We start from the raw sequence: 19635 nt of genomic DNA on the forward strand, positions 1-19635 counted from the left end.
CGCTTCCGTACCACTGGCCGCAGAACGCGCATCCTCATCCGCCCCTGGGACACCTGGAACCTCAACTGTCCCTCCGGTCCAACGCCCGACTCTGAGCGACACTGTCGCTGATAGGCGGGCACACTGGCACCCACTCGCCGCAGCGTGATTGTTGAGACGGCTGTGACTGACGTCTACTCAGCGATCGCCGCCAACCGGTCGATCGATCCTCGCAGCTTGTCCGCAGTGGTCGCCCGTGCCCGCACCAGCCGCTTCTCGTCGGTCAGCCGCGACCAGTCGTAGGTGTGGGTGACCAGAGTTCGGTTGTCGCCCAATGGTTCCAGCTCCCAGCGCCACAGGTGACCAGGTGGTTCCTTCCCCACCTCGGACGGCCGCCACGCTATCCTCCGACCCTCCTCGAACTCCACGACGTGGTTCTCGCGGTCGCCGCCCTGGCTGATCGTCATGACGAACACGTCTCCGACCGCCCGAACCCGCTGATCGGTCGGCGCTTCGGCGAGATTCTCGTTCCCGTCCCAGCGGGGCTGTTGAGACGGGTCGGCGATCATCTCGAAGATGACCTCTGCCGGTGCGGCGATCTCCCGACTGGCTGCGACAACCTTTGAAGCTCCGGCCTTATCATCCATAGGCCAGGAGCCTACCCACCATGTCCACCACGCACGCAAAGGGCGAAATGGAAAAATTTGCGAGACGATCCGGGATCGCAGTGACGCTGATTTTTATCGCAATGCTGGCGCCCTGGGCGGTGAATGCCGCAAAGCAATTATCATTTGTGACATTAATCGTAATTCTCGGCTTGGTATGGGCTTGTGTTTACCTGATTTTCATGATGACACAATCAAAGACGGTAGCATTCCAGGCATCCTTCGACGCCACTGGAACACAACTGCGGCCCGACAAGCGGATAGAGAACAATCTGCGGAGATTCATCGTCACTGCCGGCCTATCAACGTGGTTGATGTTCCTAGCCTGGGTCGTTGGTGTGTTGTATCTACCTTTTGACGTCGGCCGACATGTGTTCCCACTATGCGCCGGTGCTGCCGCGGCAGTTCTGACCTGGTGTTGGGTCAAATTGCGCCGACAGGGCAGCCTCAGCTATCTCTCCTTGACCCCGGACGGTTTTGAATTCTCGACGCTGCGCGAACCGAAAACCGGAAAGTGGGACGAGATCGAGAACATCGCAGACAGACTGCCCGATGAAGAGCGCTTCTGGAACCCGATGGTCGTGACATTGGCCGGCGGCGAAACACTGCTGATGGAGGCTCCCGGGACATACACGCCCAAGGGCACGGCGCTCGTGCAGTGGGTTCGGCTCTACTGGCAGCATCCCGAACTGCGCGACGAGCTCACCGACGGCCGCGCCGTAGCCAGACTGCGCGCGGCCTAGAAGGCCCATCCCACCTGCGGTTTCAGTCGAATCTTGGCGCATTCAGCCTCTCCGGTGCGGTGTTAGGCTCGTCGGTATGGGCGTAGGAAGCTTCTACTACTTGCAGGGCAACTACGTCTATGGCATCGCCGATCACGCCAACGGGGCGAAGTCGAGCGTGCCGTGGGCCATGGCAGGCATTGGATCCGACTTTCTGTCGATGGGTCAGCTGGTCGCTACCGAAGGCGCGGGCGCACTCGCCAAATCGGCCGCCGCGAGCGGCGCGACATCGTCGGCCAAGACCCTGGGGAATATCGCGAAGGGTGCCGGCACACCGATTATCAATGCCGGTCTGATCGTCCTGACAATGGAAAGCAACATGCTCGGGTTTGGCCGACCCGAGGATGGTGCACGATTCACCGACGGGGCCAACCACTTCGTCGACGCTCACTCGACCCTTTTGAGATCGGCGCCACCCGGCGATTGGACGGGCGACGCGTCGAAGGCTTACGGAGAGAGAAACAAGGAACAACAAGCGCGCGCCGCCGATATGTCGTCCACCGACGCCGATATTCAGAAAGTCATTGCCGAGGAAGCGCGCCAAGTCGGCGACACCCGCGATTTTGTTTCGCAAATGCAGACGATACTTAGCTTAAGTATTGTTCCCGCCCTACTCGCCAAAGCTATTCCCTACGTTGGCCAGGCAGTTTCGACTGCAATAGAGGTGGCGGCGGTCGCAGGCACCGTGCCCGCCGCAACAGTCCAATGTCATCAGATGGCCAGTCGTTCCGGCGAAAATGCGGGGAAGATCAGAGACCTTGCCTCAAAATATGGATCGACGAACGCAAACGCCAAGATTCCCGGCGGCGGTTTCGGCCCTAGCTAGGGCCACCCACCCGAATCCGACCAAGGAGGTTCCATGACACAGCCGCCACTCACCGTTTCCGACCAGATACGGGCGACTGCGACCGTGCAGGGAGAAGCCGCGTCGTTCATCGAGATGGCCAAGTCGGCGACGGATGGAACCGCAGGCCACGTGTTCCAGACCCACGGCTTGGTGTGTTCTCCCACGGCGATGGCGCTCAAGTCCGCGGAACTGTCCCGCCGCGAAGCGGCCGGCAAGATGCATGAGATCTCGACTGACCTCTCCGTCAAGCTGCGATCGGCAGCGACCGACTACACAACCTCCGATCATCAAGAGGGCGGCAACATCGACGGCCAGATGCATCCGCGCTGAGCCAAACAGCTACACCGCCAACAACTTCCGGATCGCGTCGGCCAGGTCCTCTTCCATCCAGGCCGGCAGCTCGGCGTCGTGGGCATGCCGGCGCACCATGGCATAGGGCAGGTCGACGACAGCGCGCGACATGGCGTCCATGGTGCGCGCGTCATCGTCGCCGAAAATCTCGCGGGCCAGTTCGCGTAGCCGCTCGATGAGCGGGGCGTTCATCACCGCCAGCGTCGCGGCGAACTCCGCGTCGGGGGCACCGTCGAGCAGGTCGCTCGGCCGGATGGTCAGCAGCAGCCGCGCATCTTCGGGAACCGAACGCGCGAAGCCCACCGCGGCAACACCCATCGCCACCGCAGCATCCAGCGGAGAATCGCCCGTCGCCGCCATCGCCCGGGTCTGAAACCGTTCCAGCGCCCGCAACCACGCCGCCGTCAGCACCCCATTGCGATTGCCGAACCGGTGATACAGCGTGCCCGCCGGCGCCCCGCTGGCCTTGGCGATCGCCGCAACGCTTGCCGCCCTTGGCCCTTCGGCGAGCACCAGTGCCCGTGTCGCATCCAAGATCGCGTCGGTGTCATGCTTCCGCGGAGGCGCCATGATCTAGTACAGTCCTTCTATATGGAACGTTTACCCTATATCGATGAGCATGCCATAACCGTCGACGCCGACACGGCCACGACATGGGCCGCCGTCCTGCGCACGATGTGCGGCGAGCCTTCCCGGCCGCGCGCTCCGTTCGGATTCGCGATCGGCGAGTGCACGCCGCGGCAACGCCTCACACTCAGGGGCCGCCACCCCTTCTCGGTCTACAAATGGATTTTCGAACTGGACGAACTCGAGCCACACCGCACCCGCGTACGCTCGCAGACCTGGGCCGACTTCCCGGGCCTGCACGGCAAGGTCTACCGTGCCCTGGTCATCGGCTCCGGCGGTCATGCCGTCGCCGTGCGCCATATGCTCAAACGCATTGCGGGACATTTACGCCCGCGCCCGGACGTGTTGGCGTGATCCTGAACTGGGGCGCCAGCACCCAAGAGCGCAACGCGGTCCTGCCGTGCGACGCCCTGCCATCAGTCGCGTCACTACGCGCCGACCGGGCGATCAGCATCGGCGCGCCCCGGTCGACCGTATTCGCCTGGCTCTGCCAACTGCGCGTCGCGCCCTACAGCTACGACCTGATCGACAACTTCGGCCGACGCAGCCCGCGGACCCGCGACCCGGAACTGACCCAGCTCCACACCGGCCAACGCTTCATGCAGATCTTCACGCTGCACTCGTTCGCCGACGAGGAACACCTGACGCTGCAGTCCGGGAGAGTCGCGGTCACCTACGGCGTGCGTGACGAAGCCGGGGGCACCCGCCTGCACGTGCGAGTGCGCTTCGGCGGGACCCGGCTCGTCGGGTGGGCGCTGGCCGCCGGTGACGTGGTGATGATGCGAAAGCAGCTGATCAACCTGCGAGACCTCGCGGAGCAGGAAGCGGCCCAAACTACATCTTGACGTTGACAAGTTACAGTGGAATAGTCCAACTTGTCACTGACTAGATTCACGGGAGTTGGAAATGGCCGACACCGCATCAACCACCGTTGAAACCACTCGCGCCGGCGATCGGGAGCGCGAACGCACTGCCGACGACCTCGGCCAGGCCCTCACCCAGGGCTACCTGACGATGCCCGAATATGAGGGTCGGCTGCAGTCGGCATTCCAAGCGCAGACCACCGCCGAACTGCGCGCGCTCGTCGCCGACCTACCCGTCAACCGTCTCCGGCGGCATGACCCGCGGCGTCGCGCCGCCCAACAACGGGCCGTCCGGTTGAGCGTCCGGATTCACCTGGCCGCCTACCTTGCCGGCTCAGCCCTGATGCTCGGCATCTGGCTGGCCGTCGGGTTCGGTGGTGGCGGCTGGTACTTCTGGCCGGTGTGGCCGATCATGGGCTGGGGCATCGGCGTTACCTCACATGCCATTCCGGTTTTGGCTCACGGTTCGATGAGCCCGGCGCGAATCGCGTAGCGCGTGAGGGCCAGTCGATCCCTCAGCCCGAGTTTGGCCAAGATGTTGGTCCGGTGCCGATCCACGGTCTTGGCACTGATGGTCAACGTCGCGGCGATCTCCCGCGTCGAGTAGCCCTCGGCGATCAACTTGAGCACTTCTTCCTCTCGCGGCGTGAGGATGGTGTCCGGCAGTTCGCTGCCCTGGCGTGACCGGTGCAGATAATCACGGATCAGCGCCGTCACTGCGCCGGCGTACAGGAACGGCTCGCCACGCATGGTGGCCCGGCAGGCCTCCAAGAGGTCACGGTCGGCGACGGACTTCAGCACATACCCCGACGCCCCTGCCTTGAGGGCCTCGAAGAAGTACTGCTCGTTGTCGTACATCGACAGGATCAGGATCCGCACGTGCGGATGAGATCGGTTGATCTCACGCGCGGCCTGCAGCCCGGTCATCCGTGGCATCGCGATGTCAAGGATCGCCAGGTCTGCCGGCGTCATGTCCAGCGCGTTCAGCGCCTCGTATCCGTCCGCGGCCTCGGCCACCACCTGCAAGTCGGGTTCGGCATCGATGATCATCCGCAGCCCGCTGCGGACCAGCGCGTGATCATCGGCCAGCAGTATCCGAGCGGGCATCACGTGCCCCGGGTCGGAATGACCAGCCGCACTTCGGTCCCGCCGTCCTGCGGTGAGGTGATCGTCAGGATGGCGTTCACCAGCAATGCCCGCTCACGCATCCCGTTGATCCCCGCGCCCTCGGCATCCACTCCGCCACGACCGTCATCGGCGATTCGCAACGTCAATTCCGTCGCGCCGGTGTGCAGATCGAGCCACACCTTGCTCGCGCCGGAATGTCTCGCCACGTTTGTCAGGCTTTCTTGAGCGATCCGGTAGCACACCAGCTCGACGTCCGGCTTCAACCGATCCGATTGCGGCGCAATGTGTTTGACCACAGTAATACCGGATGCCTGGGCGAAGTCGTTGCACAGCGCGTTGAGTGCGCTGTGCAGCCCGAGGTCCTCGAGCGCGTCCGGCCTCAACCGTCGAGCGATCTCGCGCACCTCGTCGAGGCTGGACCGCACGATCTCCTGCGCATCGGCGAGCTCGGCGTGGATCGACTCCGGGGACCGGTCGACGGCACGCTTCAAAGTCAGCAATGCGACGGTGAGCGTCTGGCCGATCTCGTCGTGCAGTTCCCGTGCGATGCGCTGACGTTCGTTCTCCTGGGCCGCCAACGCCGAAGCGCTTGCAGTGGTCCGTTCGGTTTCCAGCCGATCCAGCATGGCGTTGAACGACTCGATCAAGTGCTGCAGATCGCCGCTGTCACGATCGTCGACACGGTCGCTGCGCTTGGGCGGATCGACCCGCCGCATTGACGCGGCGAGCCGATCCAATGGGGCAAGACTGGATCTCAGCAGTAGCGCGTTGGCAGCCAGAATAATCGCCAAACCTATGACCAAAACTGGGATTTCGGTGAGCTTTATCCGTGAAGACACCGACGCCGGCGACAACGCGAGAATCAGGGTGCCCAGCGTGAAGATCAGCCCGTTGATCAGGAACACCCGACGGAACAACGCGGCAGCCGGGGTGCGCGCCGGTTTCACCCCACCAGCGTGACCCGAGACCAGCGCTCTTGTCCATACAGGTAACGCCCCTGGCGGAATGGGTGTCAGCCCCGATGGTCCCCGAGGTCCCGGCTGCACACGATCGACACAGGGCCGTCCCGAATGATCGGAGAACGAGGACGATGACACTGGCGACGCATTGGAACGAGCTCATGCAGGCACACGAAATCGCGGCCCACCTGCCGACCGTGCGGATCGACGACCCTGTGTCGAAGGCCGTCCAGCTGATGGTGGTCAACCGGCTTCCCGGACTGGTGGTGGTCGATGACGACGACCGCCCGGTCGCGGTGCTGCCGGGTACGCAGGTGCTGCGGTTGACGATTCCCGAGTCCTACCAAGACGATCCGGCGTTGGTCCGCACCGTCGACGAGATTCACGCCGATCTGTTCTGGCACGGGCCGGGCAAACTCACCGTCGGTGATTGTCTTCCGGGGCCCGCGTCCAAGCCGGCGACCGTGACGCCCGAGGCGACGTTGCTGGAGATCGCCACGGTGATGGCCAACAAGCGCAGCCCGTTGATCGCCGTCGTCGACCGCAGCGGACGGCTTACCGGGGCCGTCACGCTCGAACGGCTGCTGACCAGCCTCGCGGTCGCCGGGCCCGGCGACTGATCCCCGCGGCTTGTGCTGGCTGGAGTCTCGGCGCTGACGATCTTCGTCGTCGCCTTCTGGTTCATCGCCACCGAGCGAGCCGACAAGGTCAAGACCGTCTTGGTCGCCGCCGGCCTGATGGCCCTGCTCGGGTTGATCCCCGGAGCCGAGGTCTTTCATTCAGAGCATCAGGGCATCGACTGGAACGTCATCTTCCTGTTGCTCGGGATGATGGTGATCGTCGGCGTCATCAAACAGACCGGGCTTTTCGATTTCCTCGCGATCTGGGCCGCCAAGCGCTCCCGCGGCAATCCGTTCCGGCTGATGGTCATGCTGATGGCGATCACCGCCTTCGCCTCGCCGGTGCTCGACAACGTGACCATCATCCTGCTGATTGCTCCGGTGACCCTGGTGATCTGCGACCGGCTGCGCATCCCGCCTCAGCCCTATCTGATCGCCGAGGTGCTGGCTTCCAATATCGGCGGCGCCGCCACCCTGATCGGTGACCCGCCCAACATCATCATCGGCAGCCGTGCCGGCCTGACCTTCAACGACTTCCTGATCCACATGGCGCCGATCGTCGTCATCATTTTCGCGTTGTTCGTGGTGTTCACCCGGGTACTGTTCCGCTCTGACCTGCGCGCGCGACAGGTGCACATCGACGAGGTGATGGCGCTGCAGGAACGGCGTGCGATCAAGGACAGGCGCCTGCTGTTGCGATCGCTTCTGGTGCTCAATGTGGTGATCGTCGGCTTCGCGCTGCATTCGGTACTGCACGTGGCGCCGTCCATCGTCGCGCTGTTGGGCGCCGGGGCCATGCTGCTGGTCACCGACATCGATGTGGCCGACGTGCTGCCCGAGGTCGAGTGGCCCACGCTGGTGTTCTTCATGGGCCTGTTCGTGATGGTCGCCGGGTTGGTCCACACCGGTGTCATCGGTGCGCTCGGGTCGGTGGCCGAGTCGGCGTTCGGCGACAACTGGTTCGCCGCGGCGACGGCGCTGCTGTTCGGTTCGGCGATCGTGGGCGCGTTCGTCGACAACATTCCCTACACCGCGACGATGACGCCGGTGGTGGAGGACATGGTGGCTCAGGCTCCGGAAACCGAGACGGGTCGGGCGCTGTGGTGGGCGTTCGCGCTCGGTGCCTGTTTCAGCGGCAACGGCACCGCCATCGCGGCCAGTGCGAACGTGGTGGCGATCGGTATCGCGAAGCGGGCCGGGCATCCGATCAGCTTCTGGCGGTTCACCCGTTACGGCCTGGTGGTCACCGCGCTCAGTACCGTGCTGGCCTGGGGGTATGTCTGGCTGCGTTACTTCTGAGCTCGGCGCCGACCAGCCCGGGCCGCCAGCGGATGCCGGCGATGAGCCGCCCCGTAGACTGAGTGTCAACCCAATGCCATAACCACTCATGCCGGTGCTCGTCGCGCAAGCGCTCATCGGTAGCCGACACCCCGACCCCAACCCGATCGGAGTGCCATTGCTCGCCGTCCTGCTCGCCCACGCGGTCGCCACCGCGCTGGCGCCACTTCTGGTGGCCAAATGGGGACGGCGAGCCTTCTATCCCCTGGCTCTGGTGCCGCTGGGCTCCCTGGCCTGGGTCGGCTTGAACTGGCCGAGCCAGGATCGTGTCCCGACCGTCAGCATCCCGTGGGTGCACGAGCTGTCGATGGACATCACGCTGCGGTTCGATTCGCTGGCCGCGATCATGAGCGTGCTGGTGCTCGCGATCGGCGCGTTGGTGCTGTTCTATTGCGGCGAGTATTTCCACCACCACGGCGGCAAGGTCGAAAAGCGGTTGCCCAGCTTCGCGGCCGAGCTCGTGGCCTTCTCCGGGTCGATGTTCGGCCTGGTGGTCAGCGACAACATGCTGGTGCTCTACATCTTCTGGGAAACCACCACGGTGTTGTCGTTCCTGCTGGTCGGGCACTATGCCGAGCGCGCGACGAGCCGACGCGCGGCCACCCAGGCACTGTTGGTCACGACGTTGGGCGGGCTGGCGATGCTGGTCGGCATCATCGTGCTGGGCCACCTGTCGGGAACCTATCTGCTCTCGGAGTTGATCGCCTCTCCCCCGGGTGGTACCGCGGCCGCGATCGGCATAGCGCTGATCCTCGTCGGCGCGTTGTCCAAGTCGGCGATCGTCCCGATGCACTTCTGGCTGCCCGGCGCGATGGCCGCGCCCACACCCGTCAGCGCCTACCTGCATGCCGCAGCCATGGTCAAGGCCGGTGTGTATCTGGTGGCGCGGATGGCGCCGGGTTTCGCCGAGACGCCGCTGTGGCGGCCGATGGTGATCGGCCTGGGGTTGCTGACGATGCTGCTGGCCGGCTGGCGTGCGGTGCGTGAATACGACCTGAAGTTGATTCTGGCGTTCGGCACGGTCAGCCAGCTCGGACTGATCACCGTGATGGTGGGCACCGGCGGCAGCGACATGATGCTGGCCGGGCTGGCCATGCTCTGTGCCCACGCGATGTTCAAGGCCGGGCTGTTCATGGTGGTGGGCATCATCGACCACACCACCGGCACCCGCGACATCCGCCGCCTCGCCGGCTTGGGCCGCCAGTGCAAGCCGCTGCTGATCATCGCCGCGTGTGCGACCGCGAGCATGGCCGCGCTGCCGCCGTTTTTCGGGTTCGTCGCCAAGGAAGCCGACCTCGAGACGGTTCTGCACAGCCCGGCCCTCGGCTCAGCGGCTCCGTGGGTGCTGACCGGCATCGTGGTCGGCTCGGTGTTCACCACCATGTACAGCTTGCGTTTCATGTGGGGCGCGTTCTCCGACAAGGGGCTGCCGCGGCCGAGCACTCGCGTAGCTGAAATGTCCTTTCCATCAACAACTTTCCTCGCCGCCCCGGCCGTACTGGCCGCCGCCGGATTGGGATTTGGGTTGTGGCCGGCCGGGATGGACTCGGTGCTCGACGAATACGCCGACACCATGCCGGGCGGGTCGGGTTATCACTTGGCCCTGTGGCACGGGCTGGGTCTGCCGCTGCTGCTCTCGGTGGTGGTGCTCGCCGTCGGCACCGCGGTGTTCTTCGGACGCAACCGTTTGCCCCGCACCCGGTTCGCCTACCGCCCGCTGGGCAACGCCGACCGCATGTACGACGCGGTGATCCGAGGGCTGGACATCGCCTCGGTGCGGTTGACGGGCGAGACTCAGCGCGGCTCGCTTCCGGCCACGCAGTCGGTGATCCTGTCGACACTGGTGGTGCTGCCCATCGTGATGCTGGCGCTGGGAGCGCGGGACCGTCCGGATATCGCACTGTGGGACTCCCCGCTGCAGGTGGTGGTCGGGTTGCTAATGCTGGCCGCCGCGATCGGCGCGACGGTGATGCGTAACCGTCTGGCCGCGGTGCTGCTGGTCGGCGTCACCGGCTACGGCTGCGGTGCGATCTTCGCCTTCCACGGTGCACCCGATCTGGCGTTGACCCAATTCCTGGTCGAGACACTGGTTTTGGTGATCTTCGTGCTGGTCCTCCGGGTCCTGCCCGCCGAGGCTGACGCCACCAACATCAACCGCCACCGGCTACCGCGTGCGGCGCTGGCGCTGGCGGTGGGGGCCACGGTCACCACACTCGCGGTGTTCGCGATGGCCGCGCGCAGCGGCGTCGGCGTCGCCGAGTTGCTTCCCGACGCGGCCTACTACCGCGGGCACGGCGCCAACACGGTCAACGTGTTGCTGGTCGACATCCGCGCCTGGGACACCATGGGCGAGGTGATGGTGTTGCTGGTGGCCGCCACGGGCGTGGCGTCGCTGGTGTTCCGGCACCAGCGATTCGGTACCGCGCCGCGCGTCAGCACCGCTGTCGGCCAGCCCGACATCGGGCCTGTCGGCGCGTACAGCCCGGCTGTCGGCGACGTCACCTGGCTACGCGGGAGCGAGCTGCGCGACCCGCGACACCGCTCCCTGGTGCTGGAGGTGGCCACGCGCGTCATCTTCCCGCTCATCATGGTGCTCTCGGCGTACTTCTTCTTCGCCGGCCATAACACCCCCGGCGGCGGTTTCGCCGGCGGGCTGACCGCAGGCCTGGCGCTCGTACTGCGGTATCTGGCCGGCGGCCGTTACGAGCTCGGCGAGACCCTGCCGCTCGACGCGGGCAAAATCCTCGGCACCGGGCTCGGCCTCTCGGCGGGCACGGCGGTTGCCTCGATCCTGTTGGGCGCGCCCGCGTTGTCCTCGGCGGTGCTTCAGTTCGACGTGCCGGTGCTGGGCTCGGTCAAGATGGTGACCGCGCTGTTCTTCGATCTGGGGGTGTATCTCATCGTCGTCGGTTTGGTGCTCGACATCTTGCGCAGCCTCGGCGCCCGGGTGGATACGGAGATCGCCCGATGACGACGTTCCTGATCACGCTGATCATCATCGGCGGCCTCACCAGCACCGGTGTCTATCTGCTGCTCGAACGCAATCTGACCCGGATGCTGTTGGGGCTGTTGCTGATCGGCAACGCGGTCAACCTGTTGATCCTCACGGTCGGCGGCCGCGGGGGTAACCCGCCCATCCGTGGGCGCACCAGCAACGGCGCCACCACCGATGCCGATCCGCTGGCCCAGGGCATGATCCTCACCGCCATCGTGATCAGCATGGGGCTCGCGGCGTTCGTCCTGGCGCTGGCCTACCGGTCCTATCGACTCACCACGGTCGAAGAGGTCGGTAACGATCCTGAGGACACCCGCGTCTCCCAGCGGTCGAGTGCTCAGGAAGAAGAAGTCATTCCGGTCGCCGATCCCCATCGCGATACCGACGCGCCCGACGAACTCGATGCGCTGCCGGGATTCGAGGGATCGAAGTGACCGCCCAGGCTCTGATCCCGCTGCCGGTACTGATCCCGGCGCTGGCTGCGGCGGCGACGCTGGTGGCCGGGCGCCGTCCCCGGTTGCAGCGGGTCATCACCCAGTTCGCGTTGACGGCCGTGGTCGTGGTGTGCGCGGCGCTGGTGTACCTGGCCGACCGGGACGGCACGCTGGTGTTGCACGTCGGTGGGTGGGGACAGAGTGTGCCGGGGATGGGGCCGTTGGGCATCACGCTGGTGGTGGATCGGCTTTCGGCGCTCATGCTCGTGGTGTCGGCCATCGTGTTGTTGGCGGTGGTCGCCTACGCCATCGGGCAGGGTATCCGCGACGGCGACGAACGCCAGCCGACGTCGATCTTCCTGCCCACCTATCTGGTGCTGTCGGCCGGTGTGTGCACCGCCTTCCTGGCCGGTGACCTGTTCAATCTGTTCGTCGGCTTCGAGGTGCTGCTGGCCGCGAGCTTCGTCCTGCTGACCATCGGCGCCAGTGAGGACCGAGTCCGGGCCGGCATCTCGTACGTGCTGGTCTCGATGGTGTCGTCACTGATCTTCCTGATCGGCATCGCCCTGGTGTACGCGGCGACGGGCACGCTCAACATGGCGGAGTTGGCGCTGCGCCTCGACGACATCTCGACGGGCACCCGCACCGCACTGTTCGCGGTGTTGCTCGTGGCGTTCGGCATCAAGGCCGCGGTGTTCCCGCTGTCGACATGGCTGCCCGACTCCTACCCCACCGCGCCCGCGCCGGTCACCGCGGTGTTCGCCGGCTTGCTGACGAAAGTCGGTGTGTACGCGATCATCCGGGCTCACTCGCTGCTGTTCCCCGGTGGCGAGCTGGACAACGTGCTGCTGGTGGCGGGCCTGCTCACCATGATCATGGGCATCCTCGGCGCGATCGCCCAGAGCGACATCAAACGGCTGCTGTCCTTCACCCTGGTCAGCCACATCGGCTACATGGTGTTCGGTGTCGCACTGGCCAACCAGCTCGGCATGTCCGGGGCGATCTACTACGTGGCCCACCACATCGTGGTGCAGACCACGCTGTTCTTGGTGGTCGGCCTGATCGAGCGGCAGGCCGGGGCGTCGACGTTGCAGCGCCTCGGCGGGCTGGCCGCGGCCAGCCCCGTGCTCGCGTTCGTCTTCGTGGTGCCCGCGCTGAACCTCGGTGGCATTCCGCCCTTCTCGGGTTTCATCGGCAAGGTGGCGCTGCTGGAAGCCGGCGCCGCGAACGGCTCGGTCCTGGCCTGGATCCTGGTCGCCGGCGGTGTAGTCACGAGCCTGCTGACCCTCTATGTGGTGGCCCGGGTGTGGACGAAGGCCTTCTGGCGGGCCCGCGCTGATGCGCCCGAAGGACACCTGGCCGCGGCGGCACCGGCTGTGCTGCTCGACGACAGCGAGGACATCGAATTCGCCGATCGCGACAGCGTCGGACGCATGCCGGTGGGCATGTTGGCCCCGACAGGCGCTTTGATCGCTGTCGGGCTGGCGTTGACGGTGGCCGCCGGGCCGATCTTCTCCTACAGCGAGCGCGCCGCGGCCGAGGTGTTGGATCGTGGACAGTACATCTCGGCAGTGCTCGGGGGTGATCGGCGATGAGGTGGCTACTGCTTCGAGCCTGGATCCTCTGCTGGCTGATGCTGGTGTGGGTGCTGTTGTGGGGCAGCTTTTCGGTGGCCAACATCGTGTCGGGCCTGGCCGTCGCGGTGGTGATCACGGTACTGCTGCCGCTGCCTGCCGTCCCGGTGGAGGGCCGGGTCCACCTGCTGTCGTTGGCACGGTTGGTCGTTCAAGTGGCCGTCTGGCTGGTGATGTCCTCGTTCCAGATGGCGTGGCTGGCCGTCAAGCCCGGGCCACTGCCCGTCAACGCGGTGTTGCGGGCGCATCTTGCGGTCAAGTCGGATCTGGTTCTGGCCCTCGGGGTCAACATCATCAACCTGACGCCAGGAACCATCGTGCTGGAGATCGATCAGACCCGGCGCCTGATCTACGTACACGTCGTCGACGTCGGGTCCGAGCGGGCGATCCATCGATTCCACAACCAGATCACCACTCTGCAGCGGCTTTTGGTGGCGGCTTTCGAGCGCGAGTCCGACTGGCAGCCCGTGGTCAACAAGGAGGGCGCCTGACATGAGTACCGTGTGGACGATCGCGGCGGTCATGCTGACGGCCGCCGCGGCCATCACCATGTTTCGTCTGTTGGCGGGGCCGAGCACCTTGGATCGGCTGGTCGCGCTGGACACCCTGGTGGCGGTCACGTTGTGCGGTATCGGAACCTGGGCGGCATACAGCCTGGACACCACGGTGACCTACAGCCTGACCGCGCTGGCGTTGATCAGCTTCGTCGGTTCGGTCAGCGTGGCGCGTTTCCGCGTGCCCGATACCGATGAACCGCGGCGGAAGCGGGCAACGTGAGCATCCTCGACATCGTCACGGCGGTCTTGATTCTGGCCGGGTCGACGCTGGCCTTGACCGCCGCGATCGGCATTGTGCGGTTCGGCGACACCATGTCGCGGATGCATTCGGCGACCAAGCCGCAGGTACTCGGGCTACTGCTGGTGCTGGCCGGCGCTGCGATCCGGCTGCGAGGCCACGCCGATGTCGGCATGCTGATCCTCACCGGCTTGTTCACCCTGATCACCGCGCCGGTGATCGCAAACCGCGTCGGGCAGCTCGCTTACCGGGAGCAACGCAACCGGGAGAACCTGCTGACCCGAGACGAGATGGCCGAGTTCGAGGAGACTGGTAACGATGGCCAGAACTAACGACGACAACTGGGAGATCACCGAGAGCGTGGGCGCCACCGCACTCGGCGTGGCGATGGCGCGGGCTGCGGAAACCGCCGCCGTGACACCGCTGTTCACCGACCCGTATGCCCAGATGTTTCTCGACGCCGCCGGCGCGCGGGGCTGGAGTCCGCCCACCGGCGCGATGGCTCAGCGCATTCGTGCCATCGGAGGGTACGCCGCGTCCCGCACCAAGTGGTTCGACGAGTTCTTCGTCGCCGCCGGCGCGGCGGGCATCCGGCAGTCGGTGATCCTGGCGGCCGGCCTGGACGCGCGTGCCTGGCGGTTGCCGTGGATCCAGGACAGCGTCGTGTTCGAGATCGACCAGCCGCAGGTGCTGCGGTTCAAGGAGGAGGTCCTCGCGGCGCACGGGGTCACGCCGAAGGCCCGGCACGTCGCCGTCGCGGTCGACTTGCGCCAGGATTGGCCGAAGGCGTTGCAAGACGCGGGTTTCGACGCCACCCAACCGACGGCGTGGTCGGTCGAAGGCTTGCTGCCGTATCTGCCCGCCGATGCGCAGGACCTGCTGTTCGAGCGCATCACAGAGCTGTCTGCGCGGGACAGCCGGATCGCGGTCGAGGCTTTCAGCGCCGGGTTCTTCTCCGAAGATCACCTGGCCCGCCGTCGCGCGCAGATCGAGAAGATGCGGGCCGAGGCCGCCGAAGCCGGCGATGACATGCCCGATCCGGAGCAGTTGTGGTTCATCGAGGACCGTCCCCATGTCCCTGACTGGCTCAGTGAGCACTGCTGGGAAGTGGCGGCCCTGCCCGCCGACGACCTGATGGCCCGCTACCACCGCAGCATGCCGGCCGACACCACCGAAGGATCGATGGCCACTGAGTTCGTCGAAGGCATTCTGACCGAATAACTTCGGACTGACCGCGATTCGGGGTCGGCGGTCCGCATCACGCGGTCGCGAAGAAGCTCTGGAGCGTCTGCGCAACGCGTTCGGGCACGGTGGCGGTGGCGAAGTGGGACTGGTCGGGCCAGACGACTCGCCGAGCGTGTGGGAGCACCTCGGCCAGGCGGTCCATCCCCTCAGGCAAGGGAGGCCAGCTCAGGGCACCTTGCATGAGCAACACCGGTACGGTGATCGCCGCCCACCGATCGAAGTCACGTCCGTCATGGGCCATGGCTTCCAGGTCCGCACCAGCAGACAGCGTGCTGATCCTGCCGATTTCTTCGCTTTCCACCTCGAACGAAGCCGCCTCCACCAGTTCAGAAGGAACGCGGGCGACCTCGCGGGCGAAGAGCTCCACCGCGTCCGCATAGCGGGCGTCGGCGCACAAGCGCCGGTAGCGGTCCAGGACCGGCACCAGATGCGCGCCGGACAACAACAAGGGCGGTTCGAACAGCGCCAGCGAAGCGATGCGATCCATGTCGGCGAGCGCCGCATAAAGTGCCACTGTCGCCCCGTAGGAACCGCCGACGACGTGCGCACCCGTTCCCGACGAGTCCGTCACCACCTTCAGCACACACTCCAGATCTGCGGCCTCCACGGCAAAACTGTTGGAAGATACGCCAACTGCACTCGGTGGGTGGTTCCTGCGCGCATACCGCACGATCTGGAAGCCGCTGACGTGTCGGGCGACGTCGGCCCAAGAATCCAGGCCTCCGTTGGACCCGTGCACAAAGACCACCGGTGGTCCGGTTCCCGTCGTCTGAAATGCCAGGTCGGTACCGTCCGAAGTTGTCAGCACAGAAGCCATCTTCCGAGTATTCAGTGCTATTCCGAAAGCTGGAACTCCACCATCGCGGCGACGGTGTCCACCGCCTCGCTGAGCACGTCGAGGCGGGCCGCTTCCGACGGTGCGGCGAGCAGCGAATAACGATCGGCCTGCCCGATGGGTAGCCGAGTAGCCAACGCGTACAAGCGATTATCCGGGTCCACTCCGGCCGATTCGACGATGTCACGACTGCGGATCGGGGTACCTCGCGCTTCCCCGATGCGATCGAGCAGTGCCACCATCCGGTCTTCGACATCACTGATGCGGGCAGCGTCGAGGAGCCCGTCGGCTTCGTCGGGCCAGAGTTCGATCTCGGCGCGTGGATACGGGTCGTCATCGAGCCAGCGCTGCACCCGGATTCGCTCACCCATCACACACAGCAGTCGGTACTTGCCGACCCCGAACTCCTGACAGTCCACGATCTTGGCCAGGGCCCCGACATCGCATCGGCGGTCGCCGCCGCCCACCTCCCGGCCGGCCGAGATCAGCACCACCCCGAAGGAAGGCTCTGACATGGCCATGCAGTCGCCCACCATCGCCACGTAACGCGGTTCGAATATCCGCAGCGGCAGTTCCTGGCCGGGCAGCATGGCCACTTCGAGAGGAAACATCGGTGAGACCATCATGAGTGCCAGGATCGTCCTCGCCTGTGGGGTTGGCAAGCACGGCAGCCGGTAGCCTCGGATGATGCCACCGTCAGCGGAGCTTGAGGCAGCCCGCACGCTGCTGTCCGACCCGGGCTACACCGACCTCGACGCGGTCGACCGCCAATTGATCGAATTGCTGCAGGCCGATGGCCGTATTCCCTACGCTGAGCTGGCCCGTCGCGCCGACATCACGGAAAAGACTGCGCGCCGCCGGGTTTCGCGTCTACTGGACGAGGGCTATATGTCCATCGCCGCCGTCACCGACCCGGCAGTGCTGGGATTCGGCTCGCTGGGTCTGGCATTGCTGACCGTCGACGGTTCTCGTACGCCGGTCGAGGTCGCCGATCAATTGGCTCGACTGCCCGAAGCCGACTATGTGACGGCGACGACGGGACCGTACGGAGTGGTGTTGGAGTTGGTCTGCACCGACGCCCGCGAACTGCACGATGTCGCGTTCGGAACGATCGCGACTCTGCCGGGGGTGCGTTCGGTCGAACTGCTTCCCTACCTACGGCTGCACTATCAGCAGGCCCGGCTCTCCGGTGCGCTCGCCGACGGTGCGGTGCGTCCGCGCGCACTCGATGACATCGACCGCGCAATCCTGACCCGCCTCGCAGTCGACGGCCGCGCCGCCTTCCGTGACTTTGCCTCTGCGCTGGGCCTGTCCGAGACCACGATCCGGGTCCGGTACAACCGCATGGTGGAGACGGGCGCGGCCCGCGTGATGTGCATAGCCAACCCGCTGCGGCTCGGTTACCGCCACAGCAGCTGGGTGGCGCTCCGTACCGAGGGCCGGGCCGGTGCCCAGAAGGTGGCCGAGGCGCTGACGCGGGTGGAGCCGGTGTCGTACGTGGCGCTGACCGCCGGCCGCTGGGATGTGCTGGCCGAGGTGATCACTGCCCGGGACGCCGATCTGCTGGATGTGCTCGACGAGAGTATCCGTGGTCTGGACGGTGTCACCGCCATGCAGGCCTGGCCGTACGTCGCGGTGCACTACAAGGCAATTCACCCCCGCGACATCGAACGGGCGTCTGGCCATGGCCCCGACATCCGGTTGGCCTGAGGGCTACAGCACGAGTTCGCTGACGAGGGCGTCGACAACCTCGCGCAGGTCCCCGTCGTTCTCCTCGGCCACCCGGCGCTGCCGCTGGTAGGAACCGCCGCCTCGGTAGATGTCGGTCACCGCGGCGAGCTCGTCCGAGCAACCCAGCGACTTCGCCACCGGCTCAAGGTGATTCAGCAAGTCATCGAGATCTTCGGTGACCAACCGCTCGTTGCTGTCGGCGTCCAGGATGATCACGGCGTCCAGGCCGTAGCGGGCCGCCCGCCATTTGTTCTCCTGCACATGCCAGGGCGGCATCGTCGGCAATTGTTCGCCCGCATCGAGCCGGTGGTCCAGATCGACGATCAGGCAGTGGGTCAGCGCTACCAGGGCACCGAGCTCCCGCACGTTGGACACCCCGTCGAAGATCCGCACCTCGACGGTGCCCAGGTGCGGCGACGGCCTGATGTCCCAACGAATCTCGTTGAGGTGGTCGATGATGCCGGTCTTCTTCTGATCGTGGACGAAGCCTTCGAACTCCGGCCAGGTCTGGAATTGGAACGGCAGCCCGGCGGTGGGCAACTGCTGAAACATCATCGCCCGGTTGCTCGCATACCCGGTGTCCTCACCGTCCCAGAACGGTGAGGACGCCGACAGCGCCAGCAGGTGCGGGTACTGGTTGAGCAGCGAGGAGATGATCGGCATCACTTTGTGCGCCGAGGACACCCCGACATGCACGTGCACACCCCAGATCAACATCTGGCGGCCCCACCACTGGGTGCGCTTGATCAGTTCGGCGTACCGCGGGGCATCGGTCAGCTGTTGGGCCGACCATTTCGCGAACGGATGGGTGCCCGCGCAGAAGAGTTCCATACCGCGGTCGTGCACGATCTTGCGCACGGGGCCGAGCGTGCTGCGCAAGTCGTCCATCGCCTCACCGGTGTTGTCACAGATGCCGGTGACGATCTCGATGGTGTTGCGCAGCAGCTCCTTGTGCACGTGTGGGCTCTCGCCTACTTCGGCGATCACCTCGGCGGCGCCGTTGCTCAGATCACGAGTGTCGGCGTCGACGAGAGCGAACTCCCATTCGACGCCGACAGTTGGCCGGGGCGACCCGGCGAAATCGATCCGGCTGTCAGCCGGCGCCGATAACACCGCACGCCACCCGACTGCCGGCGTCGCCGGTGGCCAACGTCGCCTGATCGGGTCCGGGGGCGCCACCAACGACCTGCTGGTACTTCTCCGGCGGAATGTTGGCGAAGTTGTCGGCCTTCTCGTGGATGATGATGGCGGTCTTGGCGCCGCCCAGCAGGTCCTCGGCGGTGAAGGCGTCTGTGGTGGTCACCAGCTTGCCCGAGCCGTCAGCACGGACCTGCAGCGAGCTCAGGTCTCCGCTGGAGGGGTGGCCCGAGTGCCCGGACACCTGGAAGTGGCCGCCGGCCGAGTTGAAGTCGCCGGGCGCGCCGCCGGTCGGGGCCACCGAGTTGGCCTCGCACTTGCCGACCGAGTGGATGTGCAGGCCGTGGAAGCCCGGGGCCAGCTTGCCCGGAGCGGTGGTTTCGACGGTGACGGTGGCGAAGCCGTCGGCGAACTGGAAGTCGGCGGTTGCCACGGACGTGCCGTCGGCGGTCTTGAGCTCTGCGGTCAGGGCCTCACCACCGGTGGTGCCCTGCGCACCGTGTCCCTCGCCGTGCTCACCGGGAGCAGCCGAGGGCGACGGCGATCCGGTCCAGATCGCCGGGGTGGTGCCGGGCGCGTCGGACGGCACCTGTCCGGGTGGACTGCAGGCGCTCAGCGCGACAACGGGGGCAGCGAACAGAATGGCAACACTGACGGGCTTCAGCATGGC

General features: G+C 65.8%; 24 protein-coding genes. 16 read left to right on the forward strand and 8 right to left on the reverse strand.

Annotated elements, in window-relative coordinates:
* Window positions 1-173: 173 nt before the first annotated feature.
* A complete protein-coding gene (locus K6L26_RS27290; RefSeq protein ID WP_036389380.1) occupies window positions 174-626 on the reverse strand; it encodes an SRPBCC family protein in 453 nt (150 codons plus the stop codon).
* A gap of 20 nt (window positions 627-646) precedes the next feature.
* Here K6L26_RS27290 and K6L26_RS27295 point away from each other — a divergent pair, with 20 nt between their 5' ends.
* The 3 genes from K6L26_RS27295 (at window position 647) to K6L26_RS31775 (ending at window position 2603) form a co-directional block, all read left to right on the forward strand.
* Complete coding sequence (locus K6L26_RS27295) at window positions 647-1387, forward strand: hypothetical protein (protein WP_131805843.1); 741 nt, start codon at window positions 647-649, stop codon at window positions 1385-1387.
* A gap of 76 nt (window positions 1388-1463) precedes the next feature.
* The gene (locus tag K6L26_RS27300; RefSeq protein WP_051752408.1) at window positions 1464-2252 is read left to right on the forward strand and encodes an EspA/EspE family type VII secretion system effector; all 789 of its coding nucleotides are present in this window, start codon (window positions 1464-1466) and stop codon (window positions 2250-2252) included.
* 33 nt (window positions 2253-2285) lie between these two features.
* The gene (locus tag K6L26_RS31775; RefSeq protein WP_245008651.1) at window positions 2286-2603 is read left to right on the forward strand and encodes an ESX-1 secretion-associated protein; all 318 of its coding nucleotides are present in this window, start codon (window positions 2286-2288) and stop codon (window positions 2601-2603) included.
* Window positions 2604-2612: 9 nt separating this feature from the next.
* Here K6L26_RS31775 and K6L26_RS27305 read toward each other — a convergent pair whose 3' ends face one another.
* Window positions 2613-3194: a TetR/AcrR family transcriptional regulator gene (locus K6L26_RS27305; protein WP_221852148.1), complete on the reverse strand. Its 582-nt coding sequence runs from the start codon at window positions 3192-3194 to the stop codon at window positions 2613-2615.
* A gap of 21 nt (window positions 3195-3215) precedes the next feature.
* Here K6L26_RS27305 and K6L26_RS27310 point away from each other — a divergent pair, with 21 nt between their 5' ends.
* From K6L26_RS27310 to K6L26_RS27320, 3 genes are all read left to right on the forward strand, one after another.
* Window positions 3216-3605: a hypothetical protein gene (locus K6L26_RS27310; protein WP_221852150.1), complete on the forward strand. Its 390-nt coding sequence runs from the start codon at window positions 3216-3218 to the stop codon at window positions 3603-3605.
* Window positions 3602-4096, forward strand: coding sequence for a hypothetical protein (locus tag K6L26_RS27315; protein ID WP_019345801.1), 495 nt, complete (start codon window positions 3602-3604; stop codon window positions 4094-4096). Before K6L26_RS27310 ends, K6L26_RS27315 begins: the two co-directional genes overlap by 4 nt.
* Before the next feature lie 61 nt (window positions 4097-4157).
* Window positions 4158-4607, forward strand: coding sequence for a DUF1707 domain-containing protein (locus K6L26_RS27320; protein ID WP_221852152.1), 450 nt, complete (start codon window positions 4158-4160; stop codon window positions 4605-4607).
* On the opposite strand, the gene K6L26_RS27325 is transcribed toward K6L26_RS27320, so the two are convergent.
* Together K6L26_RS27325 and K6L26_RS27330 are read right to left on the reverse strand one after the other, a co-directional pair.
* Window positions 4574-5221: a response regulator gene (locus K6L26_RS27325; RefSeq protein WP_221852154.1), complete on the reverse strand. Its 648-nt coding sequence runs from the start codon at window positions 5219-5221 to the stop codon at window positions 4574-4576. The genes K6L26_RS27320 and K6L26_RS27325 overlap by 34 nt on opposite strands.
* Window positions 5221-6189 (reverse strand): sensor histidine kinase, encoded by a 969-nt coding sequence (locus K6L26_RS27330; protein ID WP_064895839.1) that lies wholly within the window; start codon window positions 6187-6189, stop codon window positions 5221-5223. Before K6L26_RS27330 ends, K6L26_RS27325 begins: the two co-directional genes overlap by 1 nt.
* A 143-nt stretch (window positions 6190-6332) precedes the next feature.
* On the opposite strand from K6L26_RS27330, the gene K6L26_RS27335 reads away from it, so the two are divergent.
* The 9 genes from K6L26_RS27335 to K6L26_RS27375 all read left to right on the forward strand — a co-directional run bounded on the left by K6L26_RS27335 (window position 6333) and on the right by K6L26_RS27375 (window position 15238).
* On the forward strand, window positions 6333-6821 hold the full coding sequence (locus tag K6L26_RS27335) for a CBS domain-containing protein (RefSeq protein WP_019345797.1): 489 nt from the start codon (window positions 6333-6335) through the stop codon (window positions 6819-6821).
* A 12-nt stretch (window positions 6822-6833) separates the two neighbouring features.
* The gene (locus tag K6L26_RS27340; RefSeq protein WP_221852155.1) at window positions 6834-8120 is read left to right on the forward strand and encodes an ArsB/NhaD family transporter; all 1287 of its coding nucleotides are present in this window, start codon (window positions 6834-6836) and stop codon (window positions 8118-8120) included.
* A 157-nt stretch (window positions 8121-8277) separates the two neighbouring features.
* Window positions 8278-11130: a Na+/H+ antiporter subunit A gene (locus K6L26_RS27345; RefSeq protein WP_019345795.1), complete on the forward strand. Its 2853-nt coding sequence runs from the start codon at window positions 8278-8280 to the stop codon at window positions 11128-11130.
* Window positions 11127-11588 (forward strand): Na(+)/H(+) antiporter subunit C, encoded by a 462-nt coding sequence (locus K6L26_RS27350; protein ID WP_036389390.1) that lies wholly within the window; start codon window positions 11127-11129, stop codon window positions 11586-11588. The genes K6L26_RS27345 and K6L26_RS27350 overlap by 4 nt, the downstream gene beginning before the upstream one ends.
* Window positions 11585-13183: a Na+/H+ antiporter subunit D gene (locus K6L26_RS27355; protein ID WP_221852157.1), complete on the forward strand. Its 1599-nt coding sequence runs from the start codon at window positions 11585-11587 to the stop codon at window positions 13181-13183. Before K6L26_RS27350 ends, K6L26_RS27355 begins: the two co-directional genes overlap by 4 nt.
* The gene (locus K6L26_RS27360; RefSeq protein WP_065064703.1) at window positions 13180-13713 is read left to right on the forward strand and encodes a Na+/H+ antiporter subunit E; all 534 of its coding nucleotides are present in this window, start codon (window positions 13180-13182) and stop codon (window positions 13711-13713) included. The genes K6L26_RS27355 and K6L26_RS27360 overlap by 4 nt, the downstream gene beginning before the upstream one ends.
* 1 nt (window position 13714) lies before the next feature.
* Window positions 13715-13999, forward strand: a complete 285-nt coding sequence (locus K6L26_RS27365; protein ID WP_064895844.1) for a monovalent cation/H+ antiporter complex subunit F — start codon at window positions 13715-13717, stop codon at window positions 13997-13999.
* Window positions 13996-14349 (forward strand): cation:proton antiporter, encoded by a 354-nt coding sequence (locus K6L26_RS27370; RefSeq protein WP_064895846.1) that lies wholly within the window; start codon window positions 13996-13998, stop codon window positions 14347-14349. The genes K6L26_RS27365 and K6L26_RS27370 overlap by 4 nt, the downstream gene beginning before the upstream one ends.
* Window positions 14336-15238, forward strand: coding sequence for an SAM-dependent methyltransferase (locus K6L26_RS27375; protein WP_064895848.1), 903 nt, complete (start codon window positions 14336-14338; stop codon window positions 15236-15238). The genes K6L26_RS27370 and K6L26_RS27375 overlap by 14 nt, the downstream gene beginning before the upstream one ends.
* 37 nt (window positions 15239-15275) lie before the next feature.
* On the opposite strand, the gene K6L26_RS27380 is transcribed toward K6L26_RS27375, so the two are convergent.
* Both K6L26_RS27380 and K6L26_RS27385 read right to left on the reverse strand, forming a co-directional pair.
* Window positions 15276-16079, reverse strand: coding sequence for an alpha/beta fold hydrolase (locus tag K6L26_RS27380; RefSeq protein WP_221852158.1), 804 nt, complete (start codon window positions 16077-16079; stop codon window positions 15276-15278).
* 17 nt (window positions 16080-16096) lie between these two features.
* Entirely contained in the window at window positions 16097-16723 is a 627-nt protein-coding gene (locus K6L26_RS27385) for an LON peptidase substrate-binding domain-containing protein (RefSeq protein WP_064895852.1), read from the reverse strand.
* Between the two features lie 61 nt (window positions 16724-16784).
* On the opposite strand from K6L26_RS27385, the gene K6L26_RS27390 reads away from it, so the two are divergent.
* Entirely contained in the window at window positions 16785-17807 is a 1023-nt protein-coding gene (locus K6L26_RS27390; RefSeq protein ID WP_221852160.1) for an Lrp/AsnC family transcriptional regulator, read from the forward strand.
* A gap of 3 nt (window positions 17808-17810) precedes the next feature.
* Here the strand turns inward: K6L26_RS27390 and K6L26_RS27395 are convergent, their stop codons facing one another.
* Window positions 17811-18941: a glutamate--cysteine ligase gene (locus tag K6L26_RS27395; protein WP_019345785.1), complete on the reverse strand. Its 1131-nt coding sequence runs from the start codon at window positions 18939-18941 to the stop codon at window positions 17811-17813.
* Window positions 18922-19632, reverse strand: coding sequence for a superoxide dismutase[Cu-Zn] (sodC, locus tag K6L26_RS27400; RefSeq protein ID WP_019345784.1), 711 nt, complete (start codon window positions 19630-19632; stop codon window positions 18922-18924). Before sodC ends, K6L26_RS27395 begins: the two co-directional genes overlap by 20 nt.
* Window positions 19633-19635 lie beyond the last annotated feature (3 nt).

The organism is Mycobacterium farcinogenes (genome assembly GCF_019739075.1).
Lineage (GTDB): Bacteria > Actinomycetota > Actinomycetes > Mycobacteriales > Mycobacteriaceae > Mycobacterium > Mycobacterium senegalense.

What these genes read in the sequence shown, in the direction of transcription:
- K6L26_RS27290 (WP_036389380.1), bottom strand. Translation starts at nt 626, where the DNA reads ATGGATGATAAGGCCGGAGCTTCAAAGGTTGTCGCAGCCAGTCGGGAG.
- K6L26_RS27295 (WP_131805843.1), top strand. Translation starts at nt 647, where the DNA reads ATGTCCACCACGCACGCAAAGGGCGAAATGGAAAAATTTGCGAGACGA.
- K6L26_RS27300 (WP_051752408.1), top strand. Translation starts at nt 1,464, where the DNA reads ATGGGCGTAGGAAGCTTCTACTACTTGCAGGGCAACTACGTCTATGGC.
- K6L26_RS31775 (WP_245008651.1), top strand. Translation starts at nt 2,286, where the DNA reads ATGACACAGCCGCCACTCACCGTTTCCGACCAGATACGGGCGACTGCG.
- K6L26_RS27305 (WP_221852148.1), bottom strand. Translation starts at nt 3,194, where the DNA reads ATGGCGCCTCCGCGGAAGCATGACACCGACGCGATCTTGGATGCGACA.
- K6L26_RS27310 (WP_221852150.1), top strand. Translation starts at nt 3,216, where the DNA reads ATGGAACGTTTACCCTATATCGATGAGCATGCCATAACCGTCGACGCC.
- K6L26_RS27320 (WP_221852152.1), top strand. Translation starts at nt 4,158, where the DNA reads ATGGCCGACACCGCATCAACCACCGTTGAAACCACTCGCGCCGGCGAT.
- K6L26_RS27325 (WP_221852154.1), bottom strand. Translation starts at nt 5,221, where the DNA reads ATGCCCGCTCGGATACTGCTGGCCGATGATCACGCGCTGGTCCGCAGC.
- K6L26_RS27335 (WP_019345797.1), top strand. Translation starts at nt 6,333, where the DNA reads ATGACACTGGCGACGCATTGGAACGAGCTCATGCAGGCACACGAAATC.
- K6L26_RS27350 (WP_036389390.1), top strand. Translation starts at nt 11,127, where the DNA reads ATGACGACGTTCCTGATCACGCTGATCATCATCGGCGGCCTCACCAGC.
- K6L26_RS27360 (WP_065064703.1), top strand. Translation starts at nt 13,180, where the DNA reads ATGAGGTGGCTACTGCTTCGAGCCTGGATCCTCTGCTGGCTGATGCTG.
- K6L26_RS27365 (WP_064895844.1), top strand. Translation starts at nt 13,715, where the DNA reads ATGAGTACCGTGTGGACGATCGCGGCGGTCATGCTGACGGCCGCCGCG.
- K6L26_RS27375 (WP_064895848.1), top strand. Translation starts at nt 14,336, where the DNA reads ATGGCCAGAACTAACGACGACAACTGGGAGATCACCGAGAGCGTGGGC.
- K6L26_RS27380 (WP_221852158.1), bottom strand. Translation starts at nt 16,079, where the DNA reads ATGGCTTCTGTGCTGACAACTTCGGACGGTACCGACCTGGCATTTCAG.
- K6L26_RS27385 (WP_064895852.1), bottom strand. Translation starts at nt 16,723, where the DNA reads ATGATGGTCTCACCGATGTTTCCTCTCGAAGTGGCCATGCTGCCCGGC.
- K6L26_RS27390 (WP_221852160.1), top strand. Translation starts at nt 16,785, where the DNA reads ATGCCACCGTCAGCGGAGCTTGAGGCAGCCCGCACGCTGCTGTCCGAC.
- sodC (WP_019345784.1), bottom strand. Translation starts at nt 19,632, where the DNA reads ATGCTGAAGCCCGTCAGTGTTGCCATTCTGTTCGCTGCCCCCGTTGTC.